22 protein-coding genes are annotated in these 26,022 nt (G+C 62.0%); 10 read left to right on the top strand and 12 right to left on the bottom strand.

Translation table 11 applies throughout. The features are described 5' to 3' along the window. Entirely contained in the window at positions 1-633 is a 633-nt protein-coding gene (locus J1G34_RS22945; protein ID WP_065886175.1) for a TetR family transcriptional regulator, read from the bottom strand. A gap of 286 nt (positions 634-919) precedes the next feature. On the opposite strand from J1G34_RS22945, the gene J1G34_RS22940 reads away from it, so the two are divergent. The 7 genes from J1G34_RS22940 (at position 920) to J1G34_RS22910 (ending at position 12,550) form a co-directional block, all read left to right on the top strand. Further along, positions 920-2,065: an efflux RND transporter periplasmic adaptor subunit gene (locus tag J1G34_RS22940; RefSeq protein WP_065893430.1), complete on the top strand. Its 1,146-nt coding sequence runs from the start codon at positions 920-922 to the stop codon at positions 2,063-2,065. Positions 2,066-2,068: 3 nt separating this feature from the next. Further along, the gene (locus J1G34_RS22935) at positions 2,069-5,230 is read left to right on the top strand and encodes an efflux RND transporter permease subunit (RefSeq protein ID WP_065886173.1); all 3,162 of its coding nucleotides are present in this window, start codon (positions 2,069-2,071) and stop codon (positions 5,228-5,230) included. Continuing rightward, a complete protein-coding gene (adeC, locus tag J1G34_RS22930) occupies positions 5,227-6,684 on the top strand; it encodes an AdeC/AdeK/OprM family multidrug efflux complex outer membrane factor (RefSeq protein ID WP_065893429.1) in 1,458 nt (485 codons plus the stop codon). Before J1G34_RS22935 ends, adeC begins: the two co-directional genes overlap by 4 nt. 164 nt (positions 6,685-6,848) lie before the next feature. Beyond that, positions 6,849-8,546 carry a molecular chaperone HscC gene (locus tag J1G34_RS22925; RefSeq protein WP_065886171.1) on the top strand — a complete coding sequence of 566 codons (1,698 nt, stop codon included), beginning with the start codon at positions 6,849-6,851 and terminating at the stop codon, positions 8,544-8,546. Positions 8,547-8,557: 11 nt separating this feature from the next. Further along, positions 8,558-10,165, top strand: coding sequence for a J domain-containing protein (locus J1G34_RS22920; protein WP_222994671.1), 1,608 nt, complete (start codon positions 8,558-8,560; stop codon positions 10,163-10,165). 150 nt (positions 10,166-10,315) lie between these two features. Then, complete coding sequence (locus tag J1G34_RS22915; RefSeq protein WP_065897029.1) at positions 10,316-11,566, top strand: OprD family porin; 1,251 nt, start codon at positions 10,316-10,318, stop codon at positions 11,564-11,566. Positions 11,567-11,650: 84 nt separating this feature from the next. Beyond that, a complete protein-coding gene (locus tag J1G34_RS22910) occupies positions 11,651-12,550 on the top strand; it encodes a polysaccharide deacetylase family protein (protein ID WP_222994670.1) in 900 nt (299 codons plus the stop codon). Positions 12,551-12,718: 168 nt separating this feature from the next. Here J1G34_RS22910 and pcaC read toward each other — a convergent pair whose 3' ends face one another. The 11 genes from pcaC to pcaR form a co-directional block, all read right to left on the bottom strand. After that, the gene (pcaC, locus tag J1G34_RS22905; RefSeq protein WP_065893425.1) at positions 12,719-13,114 is read right to left on the bottom strand and encodes a 4-carboxymuconolactone decarboxylase; all 396 of its coding nucleotides are present in this window, start codon (positions 13,112-13,114) and stop codon (positions 12,719-12,721) included. Between the two features lie 10 nt (positions 13,115-13,124). Further along, positions 13,125-13,916 carry a 3-oxoadipate enol-lactonase gene (gene pcaD / locus J1G34_RS22900; RefSeq protein ID WP_122483421.1) on the bottom strand — a complete coding sequence of 264 codons (792 nt, stop codon included), beginning with the start codon at positions 13,914-13,916 and terminating at the stop codon, positions 13,125-13,127. Between the two features lie 10 nt (positions 13,917-13,926). Beyond that, positions 13,927-15,291, bottom strand: a complete 1,365-nt coding sequence (locus J1G34_RS22895) for a 3-carboxy-cis,cis-muconate cycloisomerase (RefSeq protein ID WP_122682318.1) — start codon at positions 15,289-15,291, stop codon at positions 13,927-13,929. 10 nt (positions 15,292-15,301) lie between these two features. After that, the gene (locus tag J1G34_RS22890) at positions 15,302-16,597 is read right to left on the bottom strand and encodes an MFS family transporter (protein ID WP_065886164.1); all 1,296 of its coding nucleotides are present in this window, start codon (positions 16,595-16,597) and stop codon (positions 15,302-15,304) included. 187 nt (positions 16,598-16,784) lie between these two features. After that, a complete protein-coding gene (pcaG, locus tag J1G34_RS22885) occupies positions 16,785-17,351 on the bottom strand; it encodes a protocatechuate 3,4-dioxygenase subunit alpha (protein ID WP_065893422.1) in 567 nt (188 codons plus the stop codon). Between the two features lies 1 nt (position 17,352). Then, a complete protein-coding gene (pcaH, locus tag J1G34_RS22880; protein WP_065886162.1) occupies positions 17,353-18,057 on the bottom strand; it encodes a protocatechuate 3,4-dioxygenase subunit beta in 705 nt (234 codons plus the stop codon). A 17-nt stretch (positions 18,058-18,074) separates the two neighbouring features. Beyond that, complete coding sequence (gene pcaF / locus J1G34_RS22875) at positions 18,075-19,277, bottom strand: 3-oxoadipyl-CoA thiolase (protein ID WP_176717566.1); 1,203 nt, start codon at positions 19,275-19,277, stop codon at positions 18,075-18,077. Next, positions 19,274-20,053: a CoA-transferase subunit beta gene (locus J1G34_RS22870; RefSeq protein WP_222994669.1), complete on the bottom strand. Its 780-nt coding sequence runs from the start codon at positions 20,051-20,053 to the stop codon at positions 19,274-19,276. Before J1G34_RS22870 ends, pcaF begins: the two co-directional genes overlap by 4 nt. After that, a complete protein-coding gene (locus J1G34_RS22865; RefSeq protein ID WP_130138538.1) occupies positions 20,053-20,910 on the bottom strand; it encodes a CoA transferase subunit A in 858 nt (285 codons plus the stop codon). The genes J1G34_RS22870 and J1G34_RS22865 overlap by 1 nt, the downstream gene beginning before the upstream one ends. 270 nt (positions 20,911-21,180) lie before the next feature. Then, positions 21,181-22,521, bottom strand: coding sequence for an MFS transporter (locus J1G34_RS22860; protein WP_065893420.1), 1,341 nt, complete (start codon positions 22,519-22,521; stop codon positions 21,181-21,183). Positions 22,522-22,665: 144 nt separating this feature from the next. Further along, positions 22,666-23,508: a pca regulon transcriptional regulator PcaR gene (gene pcaR, locus J1G34_RS22855; RefSeq protein WP_065886157.1), complete on the bottom strand. Its 843-nt coding sequence runs from the start codon at positions 23,506-23,508 to the stop codon at positions 22,666-22,668. A gap of 17 nt (positions 23,509-23,525) precedes the next feature. On the opposite strand from pcaR, the gene J1G34_RS22850 reads away from it, so the two are divergent. The 3 genes from J1G34_RS22850 (at position 23,526) to J1G34_RS22840 (ending at position 26,020) form a co-directional block, all read left to right on the top strand. Next, positions 23,526-23,762, top strand: coding sequence for a M15 family metallopeptidase domain-containing protein (locus tag J1G34_RS22850; protein ID WP_130138537.1), 237 nt, complete (start codon positions 23,526-23,528; stop codon positions 23,760-23,762). A gap of 255 nt (positions 23,763-24,017) precedes the next feature. Continuing rightward, entirely contained in the window at positions 24,018-24,218 is a 201-nt protein-coding gene (locus J1G34_RS22845) for a hypothetical protein (protein ID WP_003172389.1), read from the top strand. Positions 24,219-24,544: 326 nt separating this feature from the next. After that, positions 24,545-26,020, top strand: a complete 1,476-nt coding sequence (locus J1G34_RS22840) for an inorganic phosphate transporter (RefSeq protein ID WP_057723136.1) — start codon at positions 24,545-24,547, stop codon at positions 26,018-26,020. Positions 26,021-26,022: the final 2 nt, after the last annotated feature.

Here is a 26,022-nt window from a genome sequence, read left to right as displayed (position 1 = left end):
TCAATTGCGCAGGCTCGGACTCAGGCGCAGCATGTCCAGCCCCGCGTCCACCCAGCGCTCGGCGTCCTGATGCAGTTGAAAGCTTTCAGGCACCAGCAGCCACTGGCCGATAAGGCCGTGGATGTAGGCATGAATGCACACCGCAGCACGGTTGGTATCAAGGCTTTCCGGTAATTGCCCGCGATGCACCGCGTTACGCAACGTCAGGCCGATACGCAGGTTGCACTCCAGGCTATGGGCCTGGCGCTGGCGGCGCATGTCACACATTTCATCGGTGAACTCGCACTTATGAAACAGGATCTCGTTGATGCGCCGGGTTTTCGGGTCCAGGGCCACTTGATGATAGAGATGAATCAGCAGTTTGCGCATGCACCCCAACGGATCGACTTCATCCTCGCTTTCACTCGCCCGGGCCAATTCATCCAGGGGTTCGTGCAGCGTGTCGAGCAGGGCTTGCAGCAAATCGGACTTGTTACTGAAATGCCAGTAGATGGCACCGCGCGTCACGCCGGCCAGGGCGGCGATGTCCGCCAGCGTGGTCCGTGCAACGCCACGTTCATAAAAGGCTTGCTCGGCGGCTTGGAGGATCTGGCTGCGCGTTTCCTGAGCTTCCTCTTTGGTGCGACGAACCATGGCAGTAAAACCTCAATCAGAACACTGGGGACTATCGTTAACGCAACGTTAATAGGCGTGAACGATCATCTGAATAATTGTGGGACGACACCGTCATGGGCGCCGAACGTACTAAAATCGAGGCTTTGGGCGCTGCTTTGTCAACATTCCGCCCTGCCTGTCAAGAGTTTACAAACAACCATGAACGTAAGTATATTGCGTAGCAAGCTACTTATCTACTCACGGCTTGTTTTTTACCCTTCCACACTTCTTGTGCGCACTCTGCGCGCCTGACCCGAGGATCTTCATGCAACTTAAGCCAGCTGTTACCGCTCTGGTCACTGCCGTCGCCCTGGCATCGCTGCTCAGCGGATGTAAAAAGGAAGAAGCGGCTCCGCCCGCTCAAACCCCTCAGGTCGGCGTGGTCACCATTCAACCGCAAGCCTTTACCCTGACCACCGAGCTGCCGGGCCGCACCACGGCCTTCCGCATTGCCGAAGTGCGCCCGCAGGTGAACGGCATCATTCTCAAGCGCCTGTTCAAGGAAGGCGCCGACGTGAAGGAAGGGCAGCAGCTCTACCAGATCGATCCATCGGTGTATGAAGCCACGCTCAAGAGCGCCCAGGCCAAGCTGACGCAGACCAAATCGATCACCGATCGCTACAAGCAACTGGTCGATGAGCAAGCCGTCAGCCGCCAGGAATACGACACCGCCGTCGCCAACCGCATGACGGCCGAGGCCGACCTGCAGAATGCGCAGATCAATGTGCGCTACACCAAAGTGTTCGCGCCGATCTCCGGGCGTATCGGCCGTTCCGCGGTCACCGAAGGCGCGCTGGTCAGCAACGGCCAGGCCGATGCCATGGCTGTGATCCAGCAGTTGGACCCGATCTACGTTGACGTCACCCAGTCCTCGGCCGAAATGCTGAAACTGCGTCGTGACCTGGAAAGCGGCCAACTGCAAAAATCCGGCGACAACGCCGCCATGGTCAAGCTGACCCTGGAAGACGGCAGCGACTACGGCCAGCAAGGCAAACTGGAGTTCTCTGAAGTGTCGGTCGACCAGACCACCGGTTCCGTGACCCTGCGCGCCGTGTTCCCCAACCCCAACCATGTGCTGCTGCCGGGTATGTTCGTGCACGCCCAACTGCAAGCCGGTGTGAACAGCAAGGCCATTCTCGCGCCGCAACAGGGCGTGACCCGTGACCTCAAGGGCACTCCGACGGCCCTGATCGTCAACGCCGACAACAAGGTCGAGCAGCGTGAACTGGTGGCCAACCGTACCGCCGGCGCCTATTGGCTGGTGGAGAAAGGCCTCAACGCGGGCGATCGCGTCATCACCGAAGGCTTGCAGTACGTCAAGCCGGGCGCCGAGGTGAAAGTCACCGAAGCCGGCAACGCCAAGCCCGCCGGTTCTGCCGCTCCTGCTGCCGCTGCCGGCAAAGGGGAGTAATCCATGTCGAAATTTTTTATCGACCGTCCCATTTTCGCCTGGGTAATTGCCCTGGTGATCATGCTGGTCGGGGCACTGTCGATCCTGAAGCTGCCCATCAACCAATACCCGGCCATCGCGCCAACCGCCATTGATATCCAGGTGACCTACCCAGGCGCGTCCGCACAAACCGTGCAGGACACCGTGGTGCAGGTGATCGAGCAACAACTCAATGGTATCGACAACCTGCGCTATGTGGCCTCGGACAGTAACTCCGACGGCAGCATGACTATTACCGCGACGTTCAACCAGGGTACCAACCCGGACATCGCCCAGGTTCAGGTGCAGAACAAGCTGAACCTGGCGACCCCACTGCTGCCGCAGGAAGTGCAGCAGCAGGGTATCCGCGTGACCAAGTCGGTGAAGAACTTCCTGATGGTGATCGGTCTGGTGTCGGAAGACGGCAGCATGACCAAGGACGACCTCTCCAACTACATCGTGTCCAACATCCAGGACCCGATTTCCCGTACCTCGGGTGTGGGTGACTTCCAGGTCTTCGGTTCGCAGTACGCCATGCGTATCTGGCTCGACCCGGCCAAGCTGAACAACTTCCAGCTCACCCCGGTGGATGTCAGCAATGCCATCAAGGCCCAGAACGTGCAGGTGGCCACCGGCCAACTGGGCGGTCTGCCTGCCCTGCCCGGCACTCAATTGAACGCCACCATCATCGGCAAGACGCGTCTGCAAAGCGCCGAAGAATTCGCCAAGATCCTGATGAAAGTGAATCCCGACGGCTCGCAAGTGCGCCTGGGCGACGTTTCGCGTATTGAACTGGGCGGCCAGAACTACAGCATCAGCGCGCAATTCAACGGTAAGCCGGCGTCCGGTATGGCGATCAAGCTGGCCGCCGGGGCGAACGCCCTGGACACCGGTAAAGCGATCCGCGCCACCGTGGCGTCCCTGGAACCGTTCTTCCCGCCCGGCATGAAAGCCGTGGTGCCGTACGACACGACCCCGGTAGTGACCGAGTCGATCTCCGGTGTGGTTCACACCCTGGTCGAAGCGATCGTGCTGGTGTTCCTGGTGATGTTCCTGTTCCTGCAGAACTTCCGCGCCACCATCATCACCACCATGACCGTACCGGTGGTATTGCTGGGTACGTTCGGGATCCTGGCGGCGTTCGGTTTCACCATCAACACCCTGACCATGTTCGGCATGATCCTGGCCATCGGCTTGCTGGTGGACGATGCCATCGTCGTGGTGGAAAACGTCGAACGGGTCATGGCCGAGGAGCACCTGTCGCCCAAGGAAGCGACCATCAAGTCCATGGGCCAGATCCAGGGCGCCCTAGTGGGTATTGCCCTGGTACTCTCGGCGGTATTGCTGCCGATGGCCTTCTTCGGCGGCTCCACCGGCGTGATCTACCGTCAGTTCTCCATCACCATTGTGTCGGCGATGGCGTTGTCGGTACTGGTTGCCCTGATCTTCACCCCGGCCCTGTGCGCCACCATGCTCAAGGCGATCGATCCGGAAAAGCACGGCCAACCCAAGCGCGGCTTCTTCGGCTGGTTCAACCGCACCTTCGACAGCGGCGTACTCAAGTACGAGCGCGGCGTGGGCGGGATGATCAAGCACAAGATCCCGGCTTTCATCGTGTATGCGCTGATCCTGGCCGGCATGATCTGGATGTTCACCCGTATCCCGAGCGCGTTCCTGCCTGAAGAAGACCAGGGCGTGATCTTTGCCCAGGTACAGACCCCCGTGGGCGCCTCGGCTGAGCGTACGCAAAAAGTCATCGACGACATGCGCGCCTTCCTGCTGCATGACAAGGAAGGCGAGCCAGGCGAAGGCAAGGCCGTGAAGTCGGTATTTACCGTGAACGGTTTCAACTTCGCCGGTCGCGGCCAGAGCTCGGGCCTTGCATTCGTGATGCTCAAGCCGTGGGACGAGCGTGATTCGTCGCAGTCGGTATTCGAAGTGGCCAAGCGGGCCCAGGGTTACTTCTTCGGGGCCTTCAAGGACGCCATGGTATTTGCCATCGTGCCGCCTTCGGTTCTGGAACTGGGTAACGCCACCGGCTTCGACGTGTTCCTGCAAGACCAGGGTGGCGTCGGCCACGACAAGCTGATGGCAGCGCGTAACCAGTTCCTCGGTGCGGCGGCCCAAAGCAAGATACTGGCAGGCGTGCGCCCCAACGGCGTGAACGATGAGCCGCAGTACGAACTGACCGTCGATGACGAGAAAGCCAGCGCCCAGGGCATCAGCCTGTCGGACATCCAGCAGACCCTGGCCATCGCGCTGGGCGGCAGCTACATCAACGACTTCATCGACCGTGGTCGGGTGAAGAAGGTGTATGTGCAGGGTGATGCGGCCAGCCGTATGTCGCCGGAAGACCTGGACAAATGGTTCGTGCGCGCCGACTCCGGGAAGATGGTGCCACTGTCGGCCATCTCGTCGGGCAAGTGGATCTACGGCTCGCCCAAGCTCTCGCGTTATAACGGTGTAGCGGCCATGGAAATCCTCGGCACCCCGGCGCCTGGCTACAGTACCGGTGACGCAATGGCGGAAGTCGAGCGCATTGCCAAGGAACTGCCGGCCGGCGTCGGCTATGCCTGGACGGGCCTGTCGTACGAAGAACGTCTGTCCGGCTCCCAGGCGCCTGCGTTGTATGCCTTGTCGCTGCTGGTGGTGTTCCTGTGTCTCGCGGCACTGTATGAAAGCTGGTCGATCCCGATTGCGGTGATCCTGGTGGTACCGCTGGGTGTGATCGGTGCACTGATCGCCACCAGCATGCGCGGCTTGTCCAACGACGTGTTCTTCCAGGTGGGCTTGCTGGTCACGGTGGGCCTGGCGGCGAAAAACGCGATCCTGATCGTGGAGTTCGCCAAGGAGTTGCACGAGCAAGGCAAGGGCATTGTCGAGGCGGCCATCGAGGCGTCCCGCATGCGTCTGCGCCCGATCATCATGACGTCCATGGCGTTCGTGCTCGGCGTACTGCCGCTGGCGATTTCCAGCGGCGCAGGCTCGGGCAGCCAGCATGCAATCGGTACCGGTGTGATCGGCGGTATGATCACCGCAACGGTTCTGGCGATCTTCTGGGTGCCGCTGTTCTACGCAACCGTGTCTTCGGCCGGCGAACGCAAAAAGAAACACACCACTGAAACTCCTAAAGAGGCTGGCCAATGAGCAAGTCGCTACTTTCCTTAGCCGTCACCGCCTTCGTGCTCAGTGGCTGCTCGCTTATCCCTGACTACCAGCGCCCCGAAGCGCCGGTAGCGGCGCAGTTCCCGCAGGGGCCGGCGTACTCGTCGGCCCAGGCGCCGGGCCAGGCTGCCGCCGAGCAGGGCTGGAAGCAGTTTTTCCATGACCCTGCCCTGCAGCAACTGATCCAGACCGCGCTGGTGAACAACCGTGACCTGCGCGTCGCGGCCCTGAACATCGACGCTTATGCGGCGCAGTACCAGATCCAGCGTGCCGACCTGTTCCCGGCCGTCTCGGCCACCGGCAGCGGCAGCCGCTCGCGTACTCCGGCGCGGTTGTCGCAGACCGGCGAATCGAGCATCTCCAGCCAATACTCGGCGGGCCTGGGGATCAGCGCTTATGAGCTGGACCTGTTTGGTCGCGTGCGCAGCCTGAGCGAAGAAGCATTGCAGAAGTACTTCGCCACCGAAGAAGCGCGGCGCAGCACCCAGATCAGCCTGGTGGCCAGTGTGGCCAATGCCTACCTGACCTGGCAGGCCGACAAGGAACTGCTCAAGCTGACCCAGGACACTCTCGGCGCGTTCGAGCAAAGCTTCAAGCTGACCTCGCGCAGCAACGAAGTCGGCGTGGCTTCGGCCCTCGACCTCAGCCAGGCGCGCACCTCGGTGGAAAACGCCCGGGTGCAGCTTGCCCGCTATACGCGCCAGGTGGCCCAGGATGAAAACAGCCTGACCCTGCTGCTGGGCACCGGCCTGCCGGCGAATATCGCCAGCAAGCCACTGTCCGATGACCTGCTCAGCGAAGTCCCCGCCGGCCTGCCGTCGGACCTGCTGCAACGGCGTCCCGACATCGTTCAGGCCGAGTACAACCTCAAGGCCGCCAACGCCAATATCGGTGCGGCCCGCGCGGCGTTCTTCCCGAGCATCAGCCTGACCGCCAGCGCCGGTACCGCCAGCCCGAACCTGGGTGGCCTGTTCAAGGGCGGCTCGGGCACCTGGTCGTTCGCACCGCAGATCAACATCCCGATCTTCAACGCCGGTAGCCTGCGCGCCAGCCTGGACTACTCGAAGATCCAGAAAGAGATCAACGTGGCCAACTACGAGAAGGCGATCCAGACCGGCTTCCAGGAAGTCTCCGACGGCCTCGCTGCGCGTCAGACCTACAAGCAGCAACTGGACGCCCAACGTGGCTTCGTCGCCGCCAACCAGGATTACTACCGCCTGGCCGAGCGTCGCTACCGCATTGGTGTCGACAGTAACCTGACCTTCCTGGACGCCCAGCGCCAACTGTTCAGTGCCCAGCAATCGCTGATCACCGACCGCCTGGCGCAGCTGACCAGCGAGGTCAACCTGTACAAGGCCCTCGGCGGTGGCTGGAACGAGCAGACGGCCAAGAACGAGCCGGTGAAAGAAGAAGCACCGGCGCTGAAGTTGTTCTGATCGCGCTGATGCAGATGAAACCGCTTCCCTTACCGGAAGCGGTTTTTTTTTGCCATGTCACTAACCCTTGCGAACCAAAGGTGGGCGCTGGCTTGCCTTCCCTTCAACCTTTCAGGGTAAGATTGGTAACAGATTCTTACAGACCACAGAGGGAGCTTGTCGTAATGATCGTAGGCATTGACCTGGGCACGACCAATAGCCTGGCCGCCGTGTGGCGCGGCGATGCCGCCGAAATGGTGCCCAATGCACTTGGCCAGTTGCTGACCCCAAGCGTGGTAGGCCTGGATGATCAAGGCCGTATCCTGGTGGGCCAAGCCGCCAAGGAACGCCTGCATACTCACCCGCACCTGACCACATCGCTGTTCAAGCGCTACATGGGCAGTGCCACCGAAGTGCGCCTGGGCGACCGCTCGTTCCGCCCCGAAGAGCTGTCGGCGCTGGTCCTCAAAAGCCTCAAGGAAGACATCGAGCGCACCTATGGCCAAACCGTCACCGAAGCGGTGATCAGCGTGCCCGCCTACTTTAGCGACGGCCAGCGCAAAGCCACGCGCATTGCCGGTGAACTGGCCGGGCTCAATGTTGAAAAACTGATCAACGAACCCACCGCCGCCGCCTTGGCTTATGGCTTGCACCAGCGTGACAAGGAAACCTCGTTCCTGGTTTTCGATCTCGGCGGCGGCACCTTTGACGTGTCGATCATCGAGCTGTTCGACGGTGTGATGGAAGTACGCGCCAGCGCCGGCGACAACTTCCTGGGCGGCGAAGACTTCGACACGTTGTTGCTGGAACACTTCGTCGACAGCCAGCGCAATGCCCAGGGTTTCCCGCCCACCCGCAGTGTGTTGCAAGCCCTGCGTCGCGAAGCCGAGCGCGTGCGCAAAGCCTTGGGCCAGGACGACAGCGCCGAGTTCGCCCTGCGTATCGATGGCCAGCAGTGGGTCACAACCATCACCCAGGCCGAACTCGCCAAGCTCTACACGCCCTTGTTGGAACGCCTGCGCGCACCGATTGAACGCGCCCTGCGAGACGCACGCATTCGGGTCGGTGACCTGGATGAAATCCTGCTGGTCGGCGGCACCACGCGCATGCCGCTGGTGCGCAAACTGGCCGCTGGTTTGTTCGGGCGTTTCCCGTCCATCAGCCTCGACCCGGACCAGGTGGTCGCCCACGGCGCGGCGATCCAGGCCGCGCTCAAGGCCCGCTCGGCGGCACTGGAAGAAATCGTGCTGACCGACGTCTGCCCCTACACCCTCGGTATCGAAACCTCGAACCAGTACGGCGGCCATATCGAAAGCGGGCATTACCTGCCGCTGATCGAACGCAACAGCAGCGTGCCGGTGAGCCGGGTCAAAAGCGTGGTCACGCTCTACGACGACCAGCCCCGCGTGCTGCTGAAAATCTACCAGGGCGAAAGCCGTCTGGTGAAAGACAACATCGAACTGGGCCAGTTGGAAATCCCCGTGCCCAAGCGCAAGGCTGGCGAAGTCTCACTGGACGTGCGCTTCACCTACGACAACAACGGTTTGCTCGAAGCCCAGGTGAACATTCCGCTGACCGGCGAGCAGCACTCGCTGGTGATCGAAAACAATCCTGGCGTGCTCAGCCCGCAAGAGATCCAGCAACGCCTGCAAGCGTTGGCATTGTTGAAAATTCACCCGCGCGACCAGCAAGTCAACACCGTGCTGACCGCCCGCCTCGAACGGCTCTACCAGGAAAGCCTGGGCGAGCTGCGCGAGCAACTCGGACACTGGGCCGCGCAGTTTCAGCAAGTGCTCGACACCCAGGACGAGCGCCGCATCCGTGAGGCCCGCAGCGAACTGACCCGACAACTTGAGCAACTCGATAACGGGTTCTGGCGCTGAAGGAAATCCACATGGACTGTTGGACAGTGTTGCAATTGGCGGACGATGCCGACGAACGGACCATCAAGCGAACCTACGCGCGACTGCTGAAAAGCTGCCGCCCGGACGATGATCCCGAAGGGTTCCAGCGTCTGCGCGAAGCCTATGAGGCTGCATTGGGGTACGCACGCTGGCGTGCAGACAACGAAGAGGAAGAGCGCGCAACTGCCGTTGTCGAACAGACCGACAGCCACCTCAAGGATTTGGCCGAGCTGATGGATGTCCGTCCCTTGAGCCCCGCGCCCTTTGAAGCGCCAAAACCTGACCCGGTCCACGCGTTGCTCACCGGCCTCAACGCCGACAACCTCGATGAGCGCTGGGCCCAGGCCCGGCAACAGGACTGCAGCGACGCCTTCCAGGCCGGCCTGCTGCGCCACTGCTTTGAAGCCCCCGGCGAGCGCAGTGCAATTACCCGTTGGGCGATGCAACATCTGGAATGGCTGACACCCTGGCAACGGGTGGCCATGACGCCATGGCAGCACGATGCACTGACCAGTGAGCTGTTGCAGGACTATCGCCTCAACTTGCAGGAACTGCTGGAGCAAAAGGCCGAGCGCGAGTTCATCACCCAACTGACGCACTACAACGAGCAAGCCTGGCTGCGGGTGTTCGATCAGCAGCAACAGTGGCAACACATTATTCTGCAACTGCTGCACGACACCCAATGGAGCGTGCCGCTGTTTGAACGCGTGTGCCAGACCTTTGGCTGGGACGACCAGAAAGGCGTGTTTGCGGAACCCGCGTGGATGTGGCGCAGCCTGGTGTCGCGTTGCGAGCAGGAAAGCTTTTATATCAGCCTCCAAGACAAAGCCCAGGACACCCGGCGCACCTGCGCCGATGCCCTGGCCGCGCGCTTGTTGCTCACGCCCATGACCGCAACCCAACAGATGCGCATCATCGGCAGGTTTGGCCAAAACGAATGGAACGCTTGCCAGCATCTGGGCGAAACCCTGACCTGGCGTTATCCGCAGTTGATCGAACGCCTGCCCCAAAGCGACCTGTTCTTCTGGCGCAAATTCGTCCCACGACCGATTTACGCCCATGTGCTTATCCGGCTCTGGGCGATCTTTGCCTTGGCCGCTGTCCTGAACCTCGTTCACGTTGAAACCGAAAAGCTGGACTTCGGGGTTGTACTCATCTTAGTGGTATTGGCGATCTTGCCGGCCGCGGTCTTCTTTCGGATCACGCAGATGTGGGCCGGGATGAGTGCGTCCTTTGTAGTTGCGGACGTGTGGCTGAGCCAGTATTTGATCCCTAAACGCGTCAACCCCAACCAGTATTGGCTGGTGTTACGCCACGGCATCCCGCAATTGGCCATGCTCGGGGTGTGCGGGCTGGCACTGGGCATTCTGGGAGCGATTACGTATGCCGGGATGCTGCTGATCAACCTGCTGCACAGCAAACGCATCGGCCACATGGGTGAGAAAAGTCTGAAATTTCCGTGGCTCAATGGCCTGCATTGGGCCTTCTGGAGCCCGCTGCAAGTGGTATTCCTGGTGGTGATGGTGGCGGTGATCATCGCCGCGCAGCATTACCTGCCAGCGGTGCCATGGTCCCATATCGACCTGCCCAAACGGTAACGAGACGCTCGGGCCTGAGCGTATTGCGCAGGCCCGCAACTTGCGTTCGATCATCGCACACAACCCGCTCTCCCCCACTTTCATCGCCCCCGTACCGCCCCGCACCATGGCCCGCACCTGCATAACCCCAATAACAACAGGTCCAACACCATGAGCACGTTCCGCCCGCGCCAGCTATTGCTGGCAACCGCTGTCGCCAGCCTTGCCCTGCCCGTCGTCGCCGAAGAACACGGTTTTCTCGAGGACGCCAGCGCCAACCTCAACCTGCGCAATTTCTTCTTCAACCGCAATTACACCAACCCGACCAAAACCCAGGGCGGCGCGCAGGAGTGGACGCAAAGTTTCATCCTCGACGCCAAGTCCGGGTTCACTCAAGGCACGGTCGGTTTCGGTGTCGACGTGCTGGGTTTGTACTCGCTCAAGCTCGATGGCGGGCGTGGCACCGGTGGCACGCAGTTATTGCCGCTGGACCACGACGGCCGCCCAGCCGATGCGTTCGGTCGCCTGGGCGTGGCCTTCAAGGCGCGGGTTTCCAGGACTGAAGTGAAAGTCGGTGAATGGATGCCGGTGCTGCCGATCCTGCGCTCGGACGATGGTCGCTCATTGCCGCAGACCCTGCGCGGCGGGCAGATCACGTCAAAGGAAATCGATGGCCTGACCCTGTATGGCGGTCAGTTCCGTGCCAACAGCCCGCGGGACGACAGCAGCATGCGCGACATGTCGATGACCGGCAAAACCGCGTTCACGTCCGATCGCTTCAACTTCCAGGGTGCCGAATACGCCTTCAACGACAAACGCACGCAAGTCGGAGTGTGGAATGCCCAGCTCAAGGACATCTACCGCCAGCAGTTCGTCAATCTGATTCACAGCCAGCCCGTGGGCGACTGGACCCTGGGCGCCAACCTGGGGTTCTTCTACGGCAAGGACGACGGCAGCGCCCGGGCAGGTGAGCTGGACAACAAGACCTGGTCCGGCTTGCTGTCCGCCCGCCACGGCGGCAACACCTTCTATGTCGGCCTGCAAAAACTCACCGGCAACAGCGCCTGGATGCGTGTCAACGGCACCAGCGGCGGCACTCTGGCCAACGACAGTTATAACTCGAGCTACGACAACGCCGAGGAAAAATCCTGGCAGGTTCGCCACGACTACAACTTCGCCGCCCTTGGCGTACCGGGCCTTACCCTGATGAACCGCTATATCAGCGGCAGCAACGTGCACACCGGCACGGTGACCGACGGCAAGGAATGGGGGCGCGAAAGCGAATTGGGCTACACCGTACAAAGCGGCAGCCTGAAAAACCTGACCCTGCGCTGGCGCAACTCCAGCATGCGGCGTGACTACAGCAACAATGAGTTCGATGAAAACCGGTTGATCGTCAGCTACCCGATAAGTCTGCTGTAAACCGGCGCCGCAGTTACTGTATGGTGCGCGCCTGCCGCTGCTGATCGCCCCAGCAGCGGCCTCTCATTCGAGCCCGCGCACAGCATGAAAACCTTCGCCTCCGCTATCGCAGTGTTCGCCCTGGCCCTGAGCCTGGGCGGCTGTATCGGCTCGCCCATCGCCCTGACGCCGCAGACCGAGCAACGCCTGCAGGCCCGGGCGCCAATCCGTTTCCTGCTGACCTTCGATGACGGCCCCAGCGCCTCGGGCTACAACAACCCGAGCCGTTCAGTGGTGGCCGATCTGGCCGATAACCCGGTATCGCCAGGGATCAAGGCGGTGTTCTTTCTACAGACCCAAGCCGCCCGTTCAGGTGGCAGCGCGCGGGGCCGCAAGACCATGGTGCGTGAGTATGCCGCCGGCCATGTGCTGGCCTTCCACACGGCGACGACGTTTCATACCAATCATCGCTGGCTCAGTGACGCCGAGCTGGAACGCACCCTGACCCAGGGCGCGGCGGACATCGCCGCCATCACCGGCACGCCGCCCCTGCTGGTGCGGCCACCGTTCTGGAACTACGACCACCGCACGTTCGCCGCCTACCGACGCCACGGCATGCAGGTGCTGTTGACCGACCTGAGTGCCAACGACGGCAAGATCTGGGGCTTCAACGGCAGCCCACGCCGTCGCGCCAACCTGTACCGGCAGCTGTCAGTGGTGCGTGAGCGCATCGCATTGGGTGAGTTGCCGACGGTGGACGGCGTGATACCGGTGGTGGTGACCTTCCATGACATCAACCGCTACACCGCACGGCATCTGCAGGAGTACCTGCAGATCCTGATGGACAGCGCCCGCATCAACGGCCTGAAGACCGCCGCCGAGCCCTTCTACACCGACACCGCCACCCTGCAACGCGCGGCGCTGGCCCGCACGGTCAAGGAGGTGAACGAGCCGGTGCATCTGCCGGGGGTGTGGAATTGGCTGTGGGATGCCGATGCCAACTGACCTCCACAGTCAATGAAGTCCTGTAGGAGCGAGCTTGCTCGCGAAAAACGTCAACGATAACGCGTACTTTCTGAATGAACGCGGTGCCTGTGAGCTTTTCGCGAGCAAGCTCGCTCCTACAGACGGCATTGGGGCAAGCCCCCTCCCATATTTTGAACGCATTTCAACTCAGGGTTGGCGCGACTCGATACCCAACTCATCCCACACCGACTCGGCCAAATGGAACGTCGCATTCGCCGCCGGTATCCCGCAATAAATCGCGCTTTGCATCAGCACTTCCTTGATCTCGGCGCGGGTCACGCCGTTGCTGGCGGCGGCACGTAAATGCAGCTTCAACTCTTCGGTGCGGTTCATGCCGATCAGCATCGCGATGGTGATCAGGCTGCGGGTATGCCGTGGCAAACCCGGGCGGGTCCAGATATCGCCCCACGCATGGCGAGTGATCATCTCCTGAAACTCGCTGTTGAACTCGGTCAGGGCATTGAGGCTGCGCTCCACATGGGCGTCGCCCAGCACTTCACGGCGCACTTGCAGCCCCTCGGCATAACGTTGTTTCTCGTCCACGAAAAGCTCCTCAGCGACCCAGCAGAAATTCAATCACGCGGTCGCTGAACGCAGCGCCGGCTTGTACATTGGACAGATGCGCCGCATAGAACTCGGCGTATTCGGCGCCCTTCACATGGTTCTGGATAAAGTGACCGCCGGCGGGTGGTGTCACCGCGTCTTCCGTGCCGGCAATCACCAGGGTGGGCACTTTGATCGACGCCAACTGATGACGGAAATCCGCATCGCGCACCGCCGCGCAGTTGGCGGCATAGCCTTGGGGCGAGGTGGCCGCGAGCATGTCGGTGATCTGCTCGGCCTGGTGGGGGTTGGCGGCGGCAAAATCGGCGGTGAACCAGCGTGCAATCGAGGCATCACGCAGTGCAACCATCGCCGCCGCGCCATCGCGCAACACCGTTTCGATACGCGGGTTCCACACCTCAGGCGTGCCGATCTTGGCAGCGGTGTTGCAGACCACCAGGCGATCGAGCCGCGTGCCGGCGTTGATGCCCAACCATTGGCCGATCAACCCGCCCATGGACAACCCACAGAAATGGGCACGCTGGATGCCCAGCGTATCCAACAGCGCCAGCACATCCTGGCCCAACTGTTCGATGCTGTAGGGCCCCTCGGTGACCAGGGATTTGCCATGGCCGCGAGTATCGAAACGCAGCACGCGAAAATGCTGGGTGAATGCCGGCACCTGGATGTCCCACATATGCAGGTCAGTACCCAGGGAGTTGGACAGCACCAGTACCGGTGCATCGGCGGGCCCATCGAGTTGGTAATGCAGGTCGCCCTCGGCGAGTTGTACGAAAGCCACAGCGTTCTCCTTACGCAGTCAATGCAAAGTGTTCGGTCACGGCGCGGCTGACCCAGGTAGAGGCCTGGCCCAGGTAGTTGGCCGGGTCGAGCAGACGGTCCAGTTCGGCCGACGACAACTGGGCGGTGACCTGCGGCTGGTCCGCCAGCACGGCACGCAAATGCCGCTGCTCGGCGACCGCGCGTTTGCAGCACTGCTCCAGCAAGTGGTGCGCGGTTTCACGGCCCAGGCGCTGAGCCAGCACGCTGCTGACGGCTTCGGCCAGCACCAGGCCCTGGGTCAGCTCGAGATTGCGGGCCATGCGCTCGGCATCCACCTCCAGCCCTTCGCTGACCAGCAGCGCCTGTTCCAGTGCCCCCGAGACCAATCGGCAGATCTGCGGCAAGGTTTCCCATTCGGCGTGCCACAGTCCCAGGCTACGCTCGTGCTCCTGGGGCATGGCACTGAACATCGTCGCCACCAGGCCGGGCACGCGGGTCGCGGCGCTGATCAGCACGGCGGCGCCGACCGGGTTGCGCTTGTGCGGCATGGTCGAAGAGCCGCCCTTGCCCGGCGCGGAGGGCTCAAACACTTCCGCCGCTTCGGTTTGCATCAACAGGCTGATGTCGCGGCCGAGCTTGCCAAGGCTGCCGGCGATCAGGCCAAGCACGCTGGCAAACTCCACCAGACGATCACGTTGGGTGTGCCACGGCTGCTCGGGCAGGCTAAGTTGCAGCTCGGCGGCCAAGGCCTGCGCCACCGGCATGGCCTGCTCGCCCAGCGCAGCCAGGGTGCCCGAGGCACCGCCAAACTGCAGCACCAGCAAACGCGGTTTCAATTCCACCAGGCGCTGGCGACTGCGCGTCACCGCGCCCAGCCAGCCGGCGATCTTCATGCCCAGGGTGACGGGCGTAGCGTGTTGCAGCCAGGTGCGCCCGACCAGAGGGGTCGATGCATGCCGCTGCGCCTGGGCCGCCAATACATCGCCCAGGCGCGCCAGGTCCGCTTCGATCAGCTCCAGCGCGCGGCGCAATTGCACCACCAGGCCGGTGTCCATCACATCCTGGCTGGTTGCCCCCAGGTGCACATAGCGCTCGGCCCCGGCGTCTTCAGCGGCAATCAACTTGCCCAGCGCCTTGACCACTGGAATCGCCGAATTGCCCGCCGTGGCAATCGCCACACTGAGCGCATCCACGTCATACAGCGACGCCAGGCAGGCCTGGGCAATCGGCGCCACGGCGGCCTGCGGGATCAACCCGACCTGGGCCTCGGCCCGGGCCAGCGCGGCCTCGAAATCCAGCATGCCCTGCAGGCGGCCCTGGTCACAGAACACCTCGGCCATACTGTCAGCGGTGAAGTAGGCGTCGAACAGTTGGTTGCTCGTGCGCAGTGTCATAACTCATCCCTTACAAATCGTGATGCAGGTACGCCGCCTGTTTCGGCAGGCGCAAGCTGAACAGGAACGCCACGGCCATCATTGCGGTGACGTACCAGTAGAAAGTGTTTTCCATACCGATGGACTTCAGGCTCAACGCAACCACTTCCGCCGAACCGCCGAACACCGCGTTGGCCACGGCATACGCCAGGCCCACGCCCAAGGCACGCACCTGGGGCGGGAACATCTCGGCTTTGACCAGGCCACTGATGGAGGTATAGAAGCTGACGATCGCCAGTGCCAGCGTGATCAGCACAAAAGCCAGGAACGGACTGGTGACGGTTTTCAGGGTAAGCAGGATCGGCACCGTGAACAGCGTGCCGAGGCCGGCGAACCAGAGCATGGAATTGCGCCGGCCGATCTTGTCGGCGAGCATGCCGAACAGCGGCTGCATGCACATGTACAGAAACAGCGCGCCGGTCATGATGTAGCTGGAGGTCTTGGCGTGCATGCCGACGGTGTTCACCAGGTATTTCTGCATGTAGGTGGTGAAGGTATAGAAAATCAGCGAGCCGCCGGCGGTGTAGCCCAGCACGGTGATGAAGGCTTTGCCGTGGTCACGGAACAGCGCGACGATACTGCCGGCGTCCTTGTCCTCGCGCATTTCCTTGCTGGTGGTTTCCTTGAGGGTGCGGCGCAGCAACAGGGAGATCACCGCCGCGATGGCGCCGATCACGAACGGAATGCGCCAGCCCCAGGCACGCAATTCCTCTTCGGTGAGGATCTGTTGCAGGATCACCACCACCAGCACCGCCAGCAGTTGCCCGCCAATCAGGGTCACGTACTGGAACGAGGCGAAGAAACCGCGCTGGCCCTTGAGCGCCACTTCGCTCATGTAGGTCGCGGTGGTGCCGTATTCGCCCCCCACCGACAACCCCTGGAACAGCCGCGCCACCAGCAGCAACGCCGGGGCCCAGGCGCCGATATCCTTGTAGGTCGGCAGGAAAGCGATGACCAGGGAACCGGCGCACATCATCAGCACCGAGATCATCATGGAATTCTTGCGGCCATGTTTGTCGGCCACCCGGCCAAACAGCCAGCCGCCGATCGGACGCATCAGGAACCCGGCGGCGAACACGCCGGCGGTGTTGAGCAGTTGGACGGTGGGGTCGTCCGAGGGGAAAAAGGCCGGCGCAAAGTAAATGGCGCAGAAGGCATAGACGTAGAAGTCGAACCATTCGACCAGGTTGCCGGAGGAAGCACCGACAATCGCAAAAATCCTTTTGCTGCGTTCTTCTCCGGTGTAGTGACTGGTTTTTGTTGTCATGGTTTTTACTCAGTGGGAACGGTTATAGCCTAGACATACTTTGCAACAACCGTGTCATGCAAGCAGACTTTTGGCTATGGAGTGCTTGTAGGGGCCCCATCGGGGGCAAGCCCCCTCCCACACTTGGACTTGTGAATACATTCAAATGTGGGAGGGGGCTTGCCCCCGATAGGGCCCTACAGCCAACTCAATAATCGAAAAACACCGTTTCCCTGTCTGTCCCCTGCAAAACCACATCCCACTGATAAACCCCAGCCGCATCCTGCCTGGCAATCAACGTACCGCGACGCTGCGCCGGCACACACGCCAGCAAGGGGTCATCCCCATTCAACGCCTCACCGTCAAAATAAATCCGCGTCAGCAAGTGCTTCACCAACCCGCGCGCAAACACCAGCACCACCAGATGCGGTGCCTGGGTCGTGCCTTGAAGCCCCGGCACACTGCCCGGCTTGATCGTAGTAAAGCGGAAGCGCCCTTGGGCATCCACCGGCACGCGGCCAAAGCCTTCGAAGTTGGGATCCAGCGCTTTGTCCTGTTCGTCTTCCGGGTGGTCGTACTTGCCGGCGGCGTTGGCCTGCCAGACCTCAAGCATGGCGTCGTTGACCACATCGCCGTTGCCGTCCACCACCTGCCCGCTGATCGCCACGCGTTCGCCCAGGGTGGCGGCGACCGTCAGGTCTTCGCGGTTCAGCCAGGTCAGGCCGATGTGGTAATACGGCCCGACGGTGTGGGACGTGGTTGCGTAAAGGCTCATCTCATTTCTCCATCGGCGTGGCGTCGCGGCCGCGCAGGACGATGTCCCAGCGGTAGCCGAGGGCATAGGAAGGAATGGTTTTTTCCAGATCGAAGCTTGCGATCAGGCGTTGCTTGGCACTGGTGTCCGGCACGCAGTTGTAGATCGGGTCGTATTCGAGCAGCGGGTCGCCGGGGAAATACATTTGCGTGACCAGCCGCGTCAGCACGCTGGGTCCGAACAGCGAAAAGTGGATATGCGCCGGGCGCCAGGCGTTGTGGTGATTGCCCCACGGGTAGGCGCCGGGCTTGATGGTCTGGAACTGGTACCAGCCCTCGGCGTCGGTGACGGTGCGCCCGGTGCCGGTGAAGTTCGGGTCCAGCGGCGCATCGTGCAGGTCGCGCTCGTGGTTGTAGCGACCGGCGGCATTGGCCTGCCAGATCTCCACGAGGATGCCCGGCACCGGCAGGCCGTTCTCGTCCAGCACCCGCCCGTGAATGATGATGCGTTCGCCCTGGGGCTCGCCCTCGTGCTGGGCGGTCAGGTCGTTGTCTTTCTCGCTGACGCGCTCGGCGCCGATGGTCGGGCCGGTGATTTCCGACAACGAATGGGGCAGGAACACCAACGGCTGCGAGGGCGAACGCAAGTTCGTCGACTGGTAGGCCGGGTGCAGGTAGTCAGGTTGAGTGCCCGCGTGCGGGCGCCGGTAACCGGGCTTGTCATTCATGCAGCAATCCTCTCTTATCAGACGCGTTCAATCGCCAGGGCCAGGCCTTGGCCCACGCCCACGCACATGGTCGCCAGGCCTTTGCGCCCGCCGGTTTTTTCCAACTGGTGCAGGGCTGTCAGTACCAGCCGCGCACCGCTCATACCCAGGGGGTGACCCAGGGCGATGGCGCCGCCGTTGGGGTTGACCTGCGGCGCGTCGTCGGCGATCCCCAACTCGCGCAGCACGGCCAGGCCTTGGCTGGCGAAGGCTTCGTTGAGTTCGATCACGTCAAAATCGGTGACCGCCAGACCGAGGCGCTCCACCAGCTTGCGCACCGCCGGCACCGGGCCGATCCCCATCACGCGCGGGGCGACGCCGGCACTGGCCATGCCCAACACCCTGGCGCGGGCGGTGAGTCCGTGTTTTTTCACCGCGTCGGCCGAGGCCAGAATCAACGCGGCGGCGCCATCGTTGACGCCCGACGCGTTGCCGGCGGTGACGCTCTTGTCCGGGCCGTTGACCGGCTTGAGTTTGGCCAGGGCCTCAAGGGTGGTGTCCCGTGGATGCTCATCATGCTCCACCACGGTTTCGCCTTTTTTATGGGCCACCCGCACCGGCACAATCTCTTCGGCAAAGAAGCCGGCGGCCTGCGCGGCAGCGGTACGTTGCTGGCTGCGCAGAGCAAAGGCGTCCTGGTCGGCGCGCGAAACATTGTAGTCGTCGGCGACGTTATCGGCGGTCTGCGGCATCGCGTCGACGCCGTATTGGGCTTTCATCAAGGGGTTGATAAAGCGCCAGCCGATGGTGGTGTCTTCAAGCTTCATGGTGCGTGAGAACGCAGCATCAGCCTTGCCCATCACGAACGGCGCGCGGGACATCGACTCGACGCCGCCGGCAATCGCCAGCTCCATTTCGCCGCTGGCAATCGCGCGAAAGGCCGTGCCGATGGCGTCCATCCCCGAAGCGCACAGGCGATTGAGGGTCACGCCGGGAATACTCTCCGGCAGGCCCGCCAGCAGCAGCGCCATGCGTGCCACGTTGCGGTTGTCTTCGCCGGCCTGGTTGGCGCAGCCGAGGAACACTTCATCCACGGCGCTCCACTCCACCGTTGGGTTGCGTTCGATCAACGCCTTGATCGGCAGGGCTGCCAGGTCATCGGCGCGCACCGTGGACAAGCCACCGCCGAAGCGGCCGATGGGGGTGCGAATGGCGTCACAGATAAAGACATCGCGCATCAGGCTTCTCCCGGTGCTTGGCCATGGGCGGCTGCGGTGCGCGCTTCGAGGTCACGCAGGGCGCTCAGCTCAACCTCAGTCGGTTCGGCGGTCACCTCGACCTGGTCGGCAAAACGAATGGCCCAGCCGGTCGCCGCGGCCACTTGCTCGCGGGTCACCCCAGGGTGCAAGGCAGTGACCACGAACTCATGGCTGCCCGCTTCCGGCTCCATGATGCACAGGTCGGTAATGATGCCGACCGGACCGGCGCCCGGCAGGCCCAGGCGTTTGCGTGAATCGCCGCCTTCGCCGTGGCCGACCGAGGTGATGAAGTCCAGCTTGTCGACAAACGAACGGGACGACTGTTTAAGGATGATCAACACGCTTTTGGCGGAACCGGCAATTTCCGGCGCGCCGCCGGCACCCGGCAAACGTACCTTGGGCTGGTGATAATCGCCGACCACGGTGGTGTTGATGTTGCCGAAACGGTCGACCTGAGCCGCGCCGAGAAAGCCGACGTCGATGCGCCCGCCTTGCAGCCAGTAACGGAAGATTTCGCCGGTGGGCACCACGGTATCGGCGGTTTCCGCCAACTCACCGTCACCGATGGACAGCGGCAACACCGAGGGCTTGGCGCCAATCGGGCCGGACTCGTAGATCAGCACCACGTCAGGCGAGGAGGTCAGGCGCGCCAGGTTGGCCGCCTTGGACGGCAGGCCGATACCGACGAAGCACACCGAGCCATTCTTGAGGCGGCGCGCGGCGGCGACGGTCATCATTTCATTGGTGGAGTAGGTCATTACTTGGCCTCCTGCGCGCTGGCCAGCTTGGCCTGGAACTCGCTGAAATCAGCAGTGCCGTGGACGTATTCGTCGATCCAGGCGGTAAAGGTCCCACGGTCGCGGGCAATCGGGTCCCACGCCTGGTAGAAACGGTTATCCCGCTCGTTGTAGCCATGGGCGTAGGACGGATGCGCGCCACCGGGCACATGGCACACGGCGGTCAGGGCCCAGGTCGGCAATACGCAGCTGTTCATCGGCGCGTTCAGGTCGTCGACGATTTCCTCGACGGTGACGATGCAGCGCTTGGCCGCCAGGGCCGCTTCCTTCTGCACGCCAAGAATGCCCCATAGCAGCACGTTGCCCTTGCGGTCGGCCTTCTGCGCATGGATTACCGTCACATCCGGGCGTACCGACGGAACGGCCGCCAGCACTTCGCCAGTAAACGGGCACGTGACGGTCTTGATCAGCGGGTTGACCTTGGGCAAGTCGGAACCGGCGTAGGCCCGCAGCACCGCAAACGGCAGGCCGGAGGCGCCGGCGACGTAGGCGTTGGCCAGGTCGGCATGGCTGTGTTCTTCGATCTCCAGCGGCTGCGGCCACTGTTTTTCCACCGCGTCGCGCAGACGATGCAGGGAACCCACGCCCGGGTTGCCGCCCCAGGAGAAAATCAACTTGCGCGCACAGCCGGCGCCGATCAACTGGTCGTAGATCAGGTCAGGCGTCATACGCACCAAAGTCAGGTCTTTCTTGCCCTGACGAATGATTTCATGACCTGCGGCGGTGGGGATCAGGTGAGTGAAGCCTTCGAGGGCGACGGTATCGCCGTCGTTCACGAAGCGCTTGACCGCATCGCGCAGGGTGAGAATTTCAGCCATGGGGTTGGGCTCCCGGTGTTGATCGAAAAAGGCGCTGAGGGGGGCGCCGAAGTGCTTGAAGATTAAGCCGGGGGAATGGGCCGAACAATCCGATAATCGACTCAGCGTTCGATTATCGAACGCATTGTTGCCTGGCTAACTTCTTGACCGCAGATGATCCAATGTGGGAGGGGGCTTGCCCCCGATAGCGGTGTATCAGCCAGCAATTATCAGGCTGACCCACCGCAATCGGGGGCAAGCCCCCTCCCACACTTTTAACCTCGCCAGAGGTCAGGTCGCATCGGCGTGGCTGACCATGCCCTTGATCACCACCGCTGCCGTGGCCAACCCCGCCGGAATCACCAGCGCCGTCAGCACCTGCTCGAAGTTCCAGCCCAGGCCCAGCAAGGTAGCGCCCATCCACGCACCGAGAATCGCGCCGAAACGGCCAATGCCGAGCATCCACGACACGCCGGTGGCGCGGCCCTGGGTCGGGTAGAAGCGCGCAGCCAGGGAGGGCATCGCCGATTGCGCACCGTTGACGCACATCCCGGCAATCAGCACCAGGGTCGCCAACAGGGTGATATTGCCCAGGCTCTGCCCGACCGCGTAGGCAAATACCCCCGCCAACAGGTAGAAGGTGCCAATCACTTTGTGCGGGTTGAACCGGTCCATCGCCCAGCCCACGCCGACGGCGCTCAATACGCCGCCAAACTGGAACAAGGCTCCGATAAAGGCGGCCTGCTCCATGCTGGCGCCACTGTCGCGCATCAGGGTTGGCAGCCAACTGGTGAGCAGGTACACAATCACCAGGCCCATGAAATAGGTGAGCCACAGCAGCAGCGTGCCGGCGCTGTAGGTACCGGAAAAAATCACCGCGAACACGTTGCGCGCCTTGACGGTCTTTTGCTCCGGCACGCTGAAGTGAGTGGCCTGGGCGACAATGGCCGGTTCAATCGGGGACAGGGCCTTGCGTACCTTGTCGGTGCCACGGTTGCGCACCACCAGGTAACGCGCCGACTCCGGCAACCACACCAACAGCACCGCGCCCAGGATCAACGGCAGGATGCCACCGATCAGCAACAGGCTGTGCCAGCCGAAAGCCGGGATCAACTTGGCCGAAATAAACCCGCCACCGGCCATGCCCAGGTTGAAGCCGCAAAACATGCTGGTCACCAACAGCGACTTGTGCCGCTCGGGGGTGTATTCGGAGAGCAGCGTGGTGGCGTTGGGCATGCCCGCGCCCAGCCCCAGGCCCGTCAGGAAACGCAACACCAGCAGTTGATCGACATTGCTGCTGTACGCCGAAGCCAGGCTGAAGGCACCGAACACCAGCACCGCGCCCACCAGCACCCCTTTGCGCCCGAAGCGGTCGGCCAGCGGGCCGGAACCCAGCGCGCCGAAGACCATGCCGATCAACGCGGCGCTCATCACCGGGCCGAGGCTCGCGCGGTCGATGCCCCAGTCCTGGGACAGCGCGGGTGCGATAAAGCCCATGGCGGCGGTGTCGAGGCCGTCGAGGAAGACAATCAGGAAGCACAGGATCACCACGCGCCACTGGTAACGTGACAAGGGCTGGGCATTGATGAAGGACTGCACGTCCAGGGTAGAACCGACAGATGGCTGATTCATTATTTTTATTCCACACCGATGGCGGGCCAGCGACCTGGGGTCGCCATTATTATTGGAGCGCGCCCTTAAGCGCTGCCGCACATTAATAAGCCAGGGGAAACAGCGTCAATTGATCACGCCGGGTTCTGTGCGGTCACCGAACACTCAGGCAAACAGTTGCATGCTCAGCTCGCGACTGGCGCTGAGCATGCTCGGCAGGAACCGCTGCTCCAACTCGCTGCGGCTGACTCGTCCGGCATGGGTGCTGACATTGAGCGCGGCCAACACCTGGCCGGATGCGTCGTAAACCGGTACGGCGATCGAACGCAGGCCCTGCTCCAGTTCCTGATCGACGATGCACCAGCCCTGCTGACGCACTTGTTGCAGGCATTCGAACAACGCTTCGGGCGTGGTCAAGGTGCGACTGGTCTTGGTTTGCAGGTCGGCGTGGTCAAGGTAATCCTGCAACGAGGCGTCATCCAGGGCGGCCAGCAGGATGCGGCCCATGGAGGTGCAGTAGGCCGGCAAGCGCCCGCCCACGGAAAGGTCAACGGAAATCAGGCGCTGAGTGGTGGCCGAGCGGGCGATGTAAAGAATGTCGTCGCCTTCAAGGGTCGCCATGTTGCAGGCCTCGTGAAGCTGTTCGCTCATGCGATCCAGGTAGGGCTGGGCCGACACGGCCAGGGGGGTCGACGATAAATAGGCGTGGCCCAGGGTCAGCACCTTGGGCAGCAACGAGTAGGTACGGCCATCGGTGGTGGCATACCCCAGCTTGATCAAGGTATGCAGGCAGCGGCGCACGGCGGCACGCGGAATTTCGGTGCGATGGCTGATCTGGGCGATGGTCAGGTGACGCTTGCGCTCCTGAAACGCCTGCACCACGGCCAGGCCACGGGCCAGGGAGGTCATGAAGTCCGGATCACCGGTGAACGCCTGGATGCGCTTGGCCGGTGATGCCACGATCGGCGGCGCCACCGACGCGAAGGAGTTGCGCAATTGATCGTTCATTTCAGGGATCCTTTTTCTTGTTTTCAACCACAGAAGGGCTGGCTGCTATTACAAGCCGCACGGTGAGCGATGCACAAGGCAAGGGCGGCAACATTGGGCGATTATCGGACGATGATGCGATTATCGCAATTCTCGGTTGCCGAGCCCGCTATAGCGCGTTGCCCGGTAAAAAACGGCTGTCCTGGGGGTATATGTTCAGCCAACACTTACGTTGTGATGTAACAAAACTCGCACATGAAGTTGAGGCTTTTTAAATTTATGCCGATAGCGTTCTTCAAATGCGTCGCTATAATGCAGCCTGTACAGAGGTCAGCCCAATTCAGTTATTGGGATCGGAGCTCGCCCGGCGCCGCATCCCGTGCGCAGGGTCGATTAAAGCAGTGGATTGAAAAAGCGATCTCAGGTCCCTACTTAAACTTGAACAGGGCGTCGGTTCAAGTATGTACACCCGAGGCGCCTTTTGGCATGAAGTTGTACCCTTATTAAACCCAACTCAATTAGGTAACACTGTGACGAAAGATGAACTGCGCGCGGAACTTGAGCGCCAGGAGCAACGTTACAAGGACGTTTACGGCGGGGAAGTCACCACCTACGCCGCCCAGCCTGAGCCGGAACGTAAGCCCTGGCGCAAGCGCGCCAGCCTGCTGGACCAGGCTTTCGCCCAGGAAATCCAGAAGATCGAGCAAGAACTCAAGGCCGAAGAGCCCTAGGGCGAGTTGAGCCTCCAGGCTTTACGGTCGGTGCCGATCTTCACCTGCGAAGGGCAGCGACCTTCAAAACCACTGGTCGGCGCCCTACTGCCGCTAACGAAATTTCATACAAATGTTTCACACATGACATTTTTGTGTCGAAACCGTGTTTTTTCGCGCCCTGGCTTTACAAATCAAGCACTTGCCAAAGCCCCGAAAACCCTGGGATGCGCCTGTGCAGGCCGGTTTTTTTCACGCTAGATTGTTACCGATGAGCAGCTAATGCATCGATTACCGAGGTTTTCTGGCATAATCGCGCCCCCTTACGACCGGGTCAGAAAACCTTCATGATCGATTTATTCAGCGGACTGGATGCTTGGGTTCTAGTGAGCCTGTTGCTCGCCCTGGCCTTTGTCCTCGCCTTCGAGTTCATCAATGGCTTTCATGACACCGCTAACGCGGTGGCCACAGTCATCTATACCAAGGCCATGCCGCCGCACCTGGCGGTGTTCTTCTCCGGGGTGTTCAACTTCCTCGGCGTGTTGCTCGGCGGTGTGGGTGTCGCCTACGCCATCGTGCATCTGCTGCCGGTGGAGTTGCTGATCAATGTGAACACCGGCCATGGTTTGGCGATGGTCTTCTCATTGTTGGCGGCGGCAATCACCTGGAACCTGGGCACCTGGTACTTCGGTATCCCGGCCTCCAGCTCCCACACGCTGATCGGCTCGATCCTCGGTGTGGGCCTGGCCAACGCCCTGATCAACGATATTCCCCTGGCTGACGGTGTGAACTGGCAGAAAGCGATCGATATCGGTGCGTCCCTGGTGTTCTCGCCGATGGCCGGCTTTCTCGTCGCAGCCCTGGTGCTGATTGGCCTGAAGTGGTGGCGCCCGCTGTCGAAGATGCACAAGACCCCGGATCAGCGCCGCAAGCTTGACGACAAGAAGCACCCGCCGTTCTGGAACCGCCTGGTGCTGGTGATTTCGGCCATGGCGGTGAGCTTCGTGCACGGCTCCAACGATGGGCAAAAAGGTATCGGCCTGATCATGCTCGTGCTGATCGGTATCGTGCCGGCGCAGTTCGTGCTCGACCTGGGCAGCACTACCTACCAGATCGAACGTACCCGCGATGCCACCGTGCATTTGAGCCAGTTCTACCAGCGCAACAATGCCACGCTCGGCGAGTTCCTGGCCCTGGGCAAAAGTGTGAAGGACGATCTGCCGGGCAAGTTCCAATGCAACCCGCAGCAGACCGAGCCGACCATCAACGCGCTGGTTGATACGCTCAAAGGTGTTTCCGACTACCACGCGTTGAGTGCCGACCAGCGCATCGAAGTACGTCGTTACCTGCTCTGCCTGGACGATACCGCCAAGAAAGTCGGCAAGCTGCCTGGCCTGGATGCGCGTGAAAAGTCCGACCTCGACAAGCTGCGCAAGGACCTGACCGCCACGACCGAGTACGCGCCGTTCTGGGTGATTCTCGCGGTCGCACTGGCCCTGGGCCTGGGCACCATGGTCGGCTGGAAACGCGTGGTGCTGACCATCGGCGAGAAGATCGGCAAGCAAGGCATGACCTATGCCCAAGGCATGTCGGCGCAGATCACCACCGCCACCATGATCGGCTTCGCCAATATCTTCGCCCTGCCGGTGTCCACCACCCACGTGTTGTCTTCCGGCGTGGCCGGTACCATGGTCGCGAACAAAAGCGGCCTGCAAGGCGGCACGGTCAAGACCATCCTGATGGCCTGGGTGTTGACCTTGCCGGCAACCGTAGGCCTCTCCGCCGGGTTGTTCTGGCTGGCGTCCTGGGCGCTGGGCAGTTGATG

The sequence above is a fragment of the Pseudomonas sp. Wu6 genome (assembly GCF_019891515.1).
Lineage (GTDB): Bacteria > Pseudomonadota > Gammaproteobacteria > Pseudomonadales > Pseudomonadaceae > Aquipseudomonas > Aquipseudomonas orientalis_A.
This window is presented reverse-complemented; position numbering and strand designations above follow the sequence as displayed.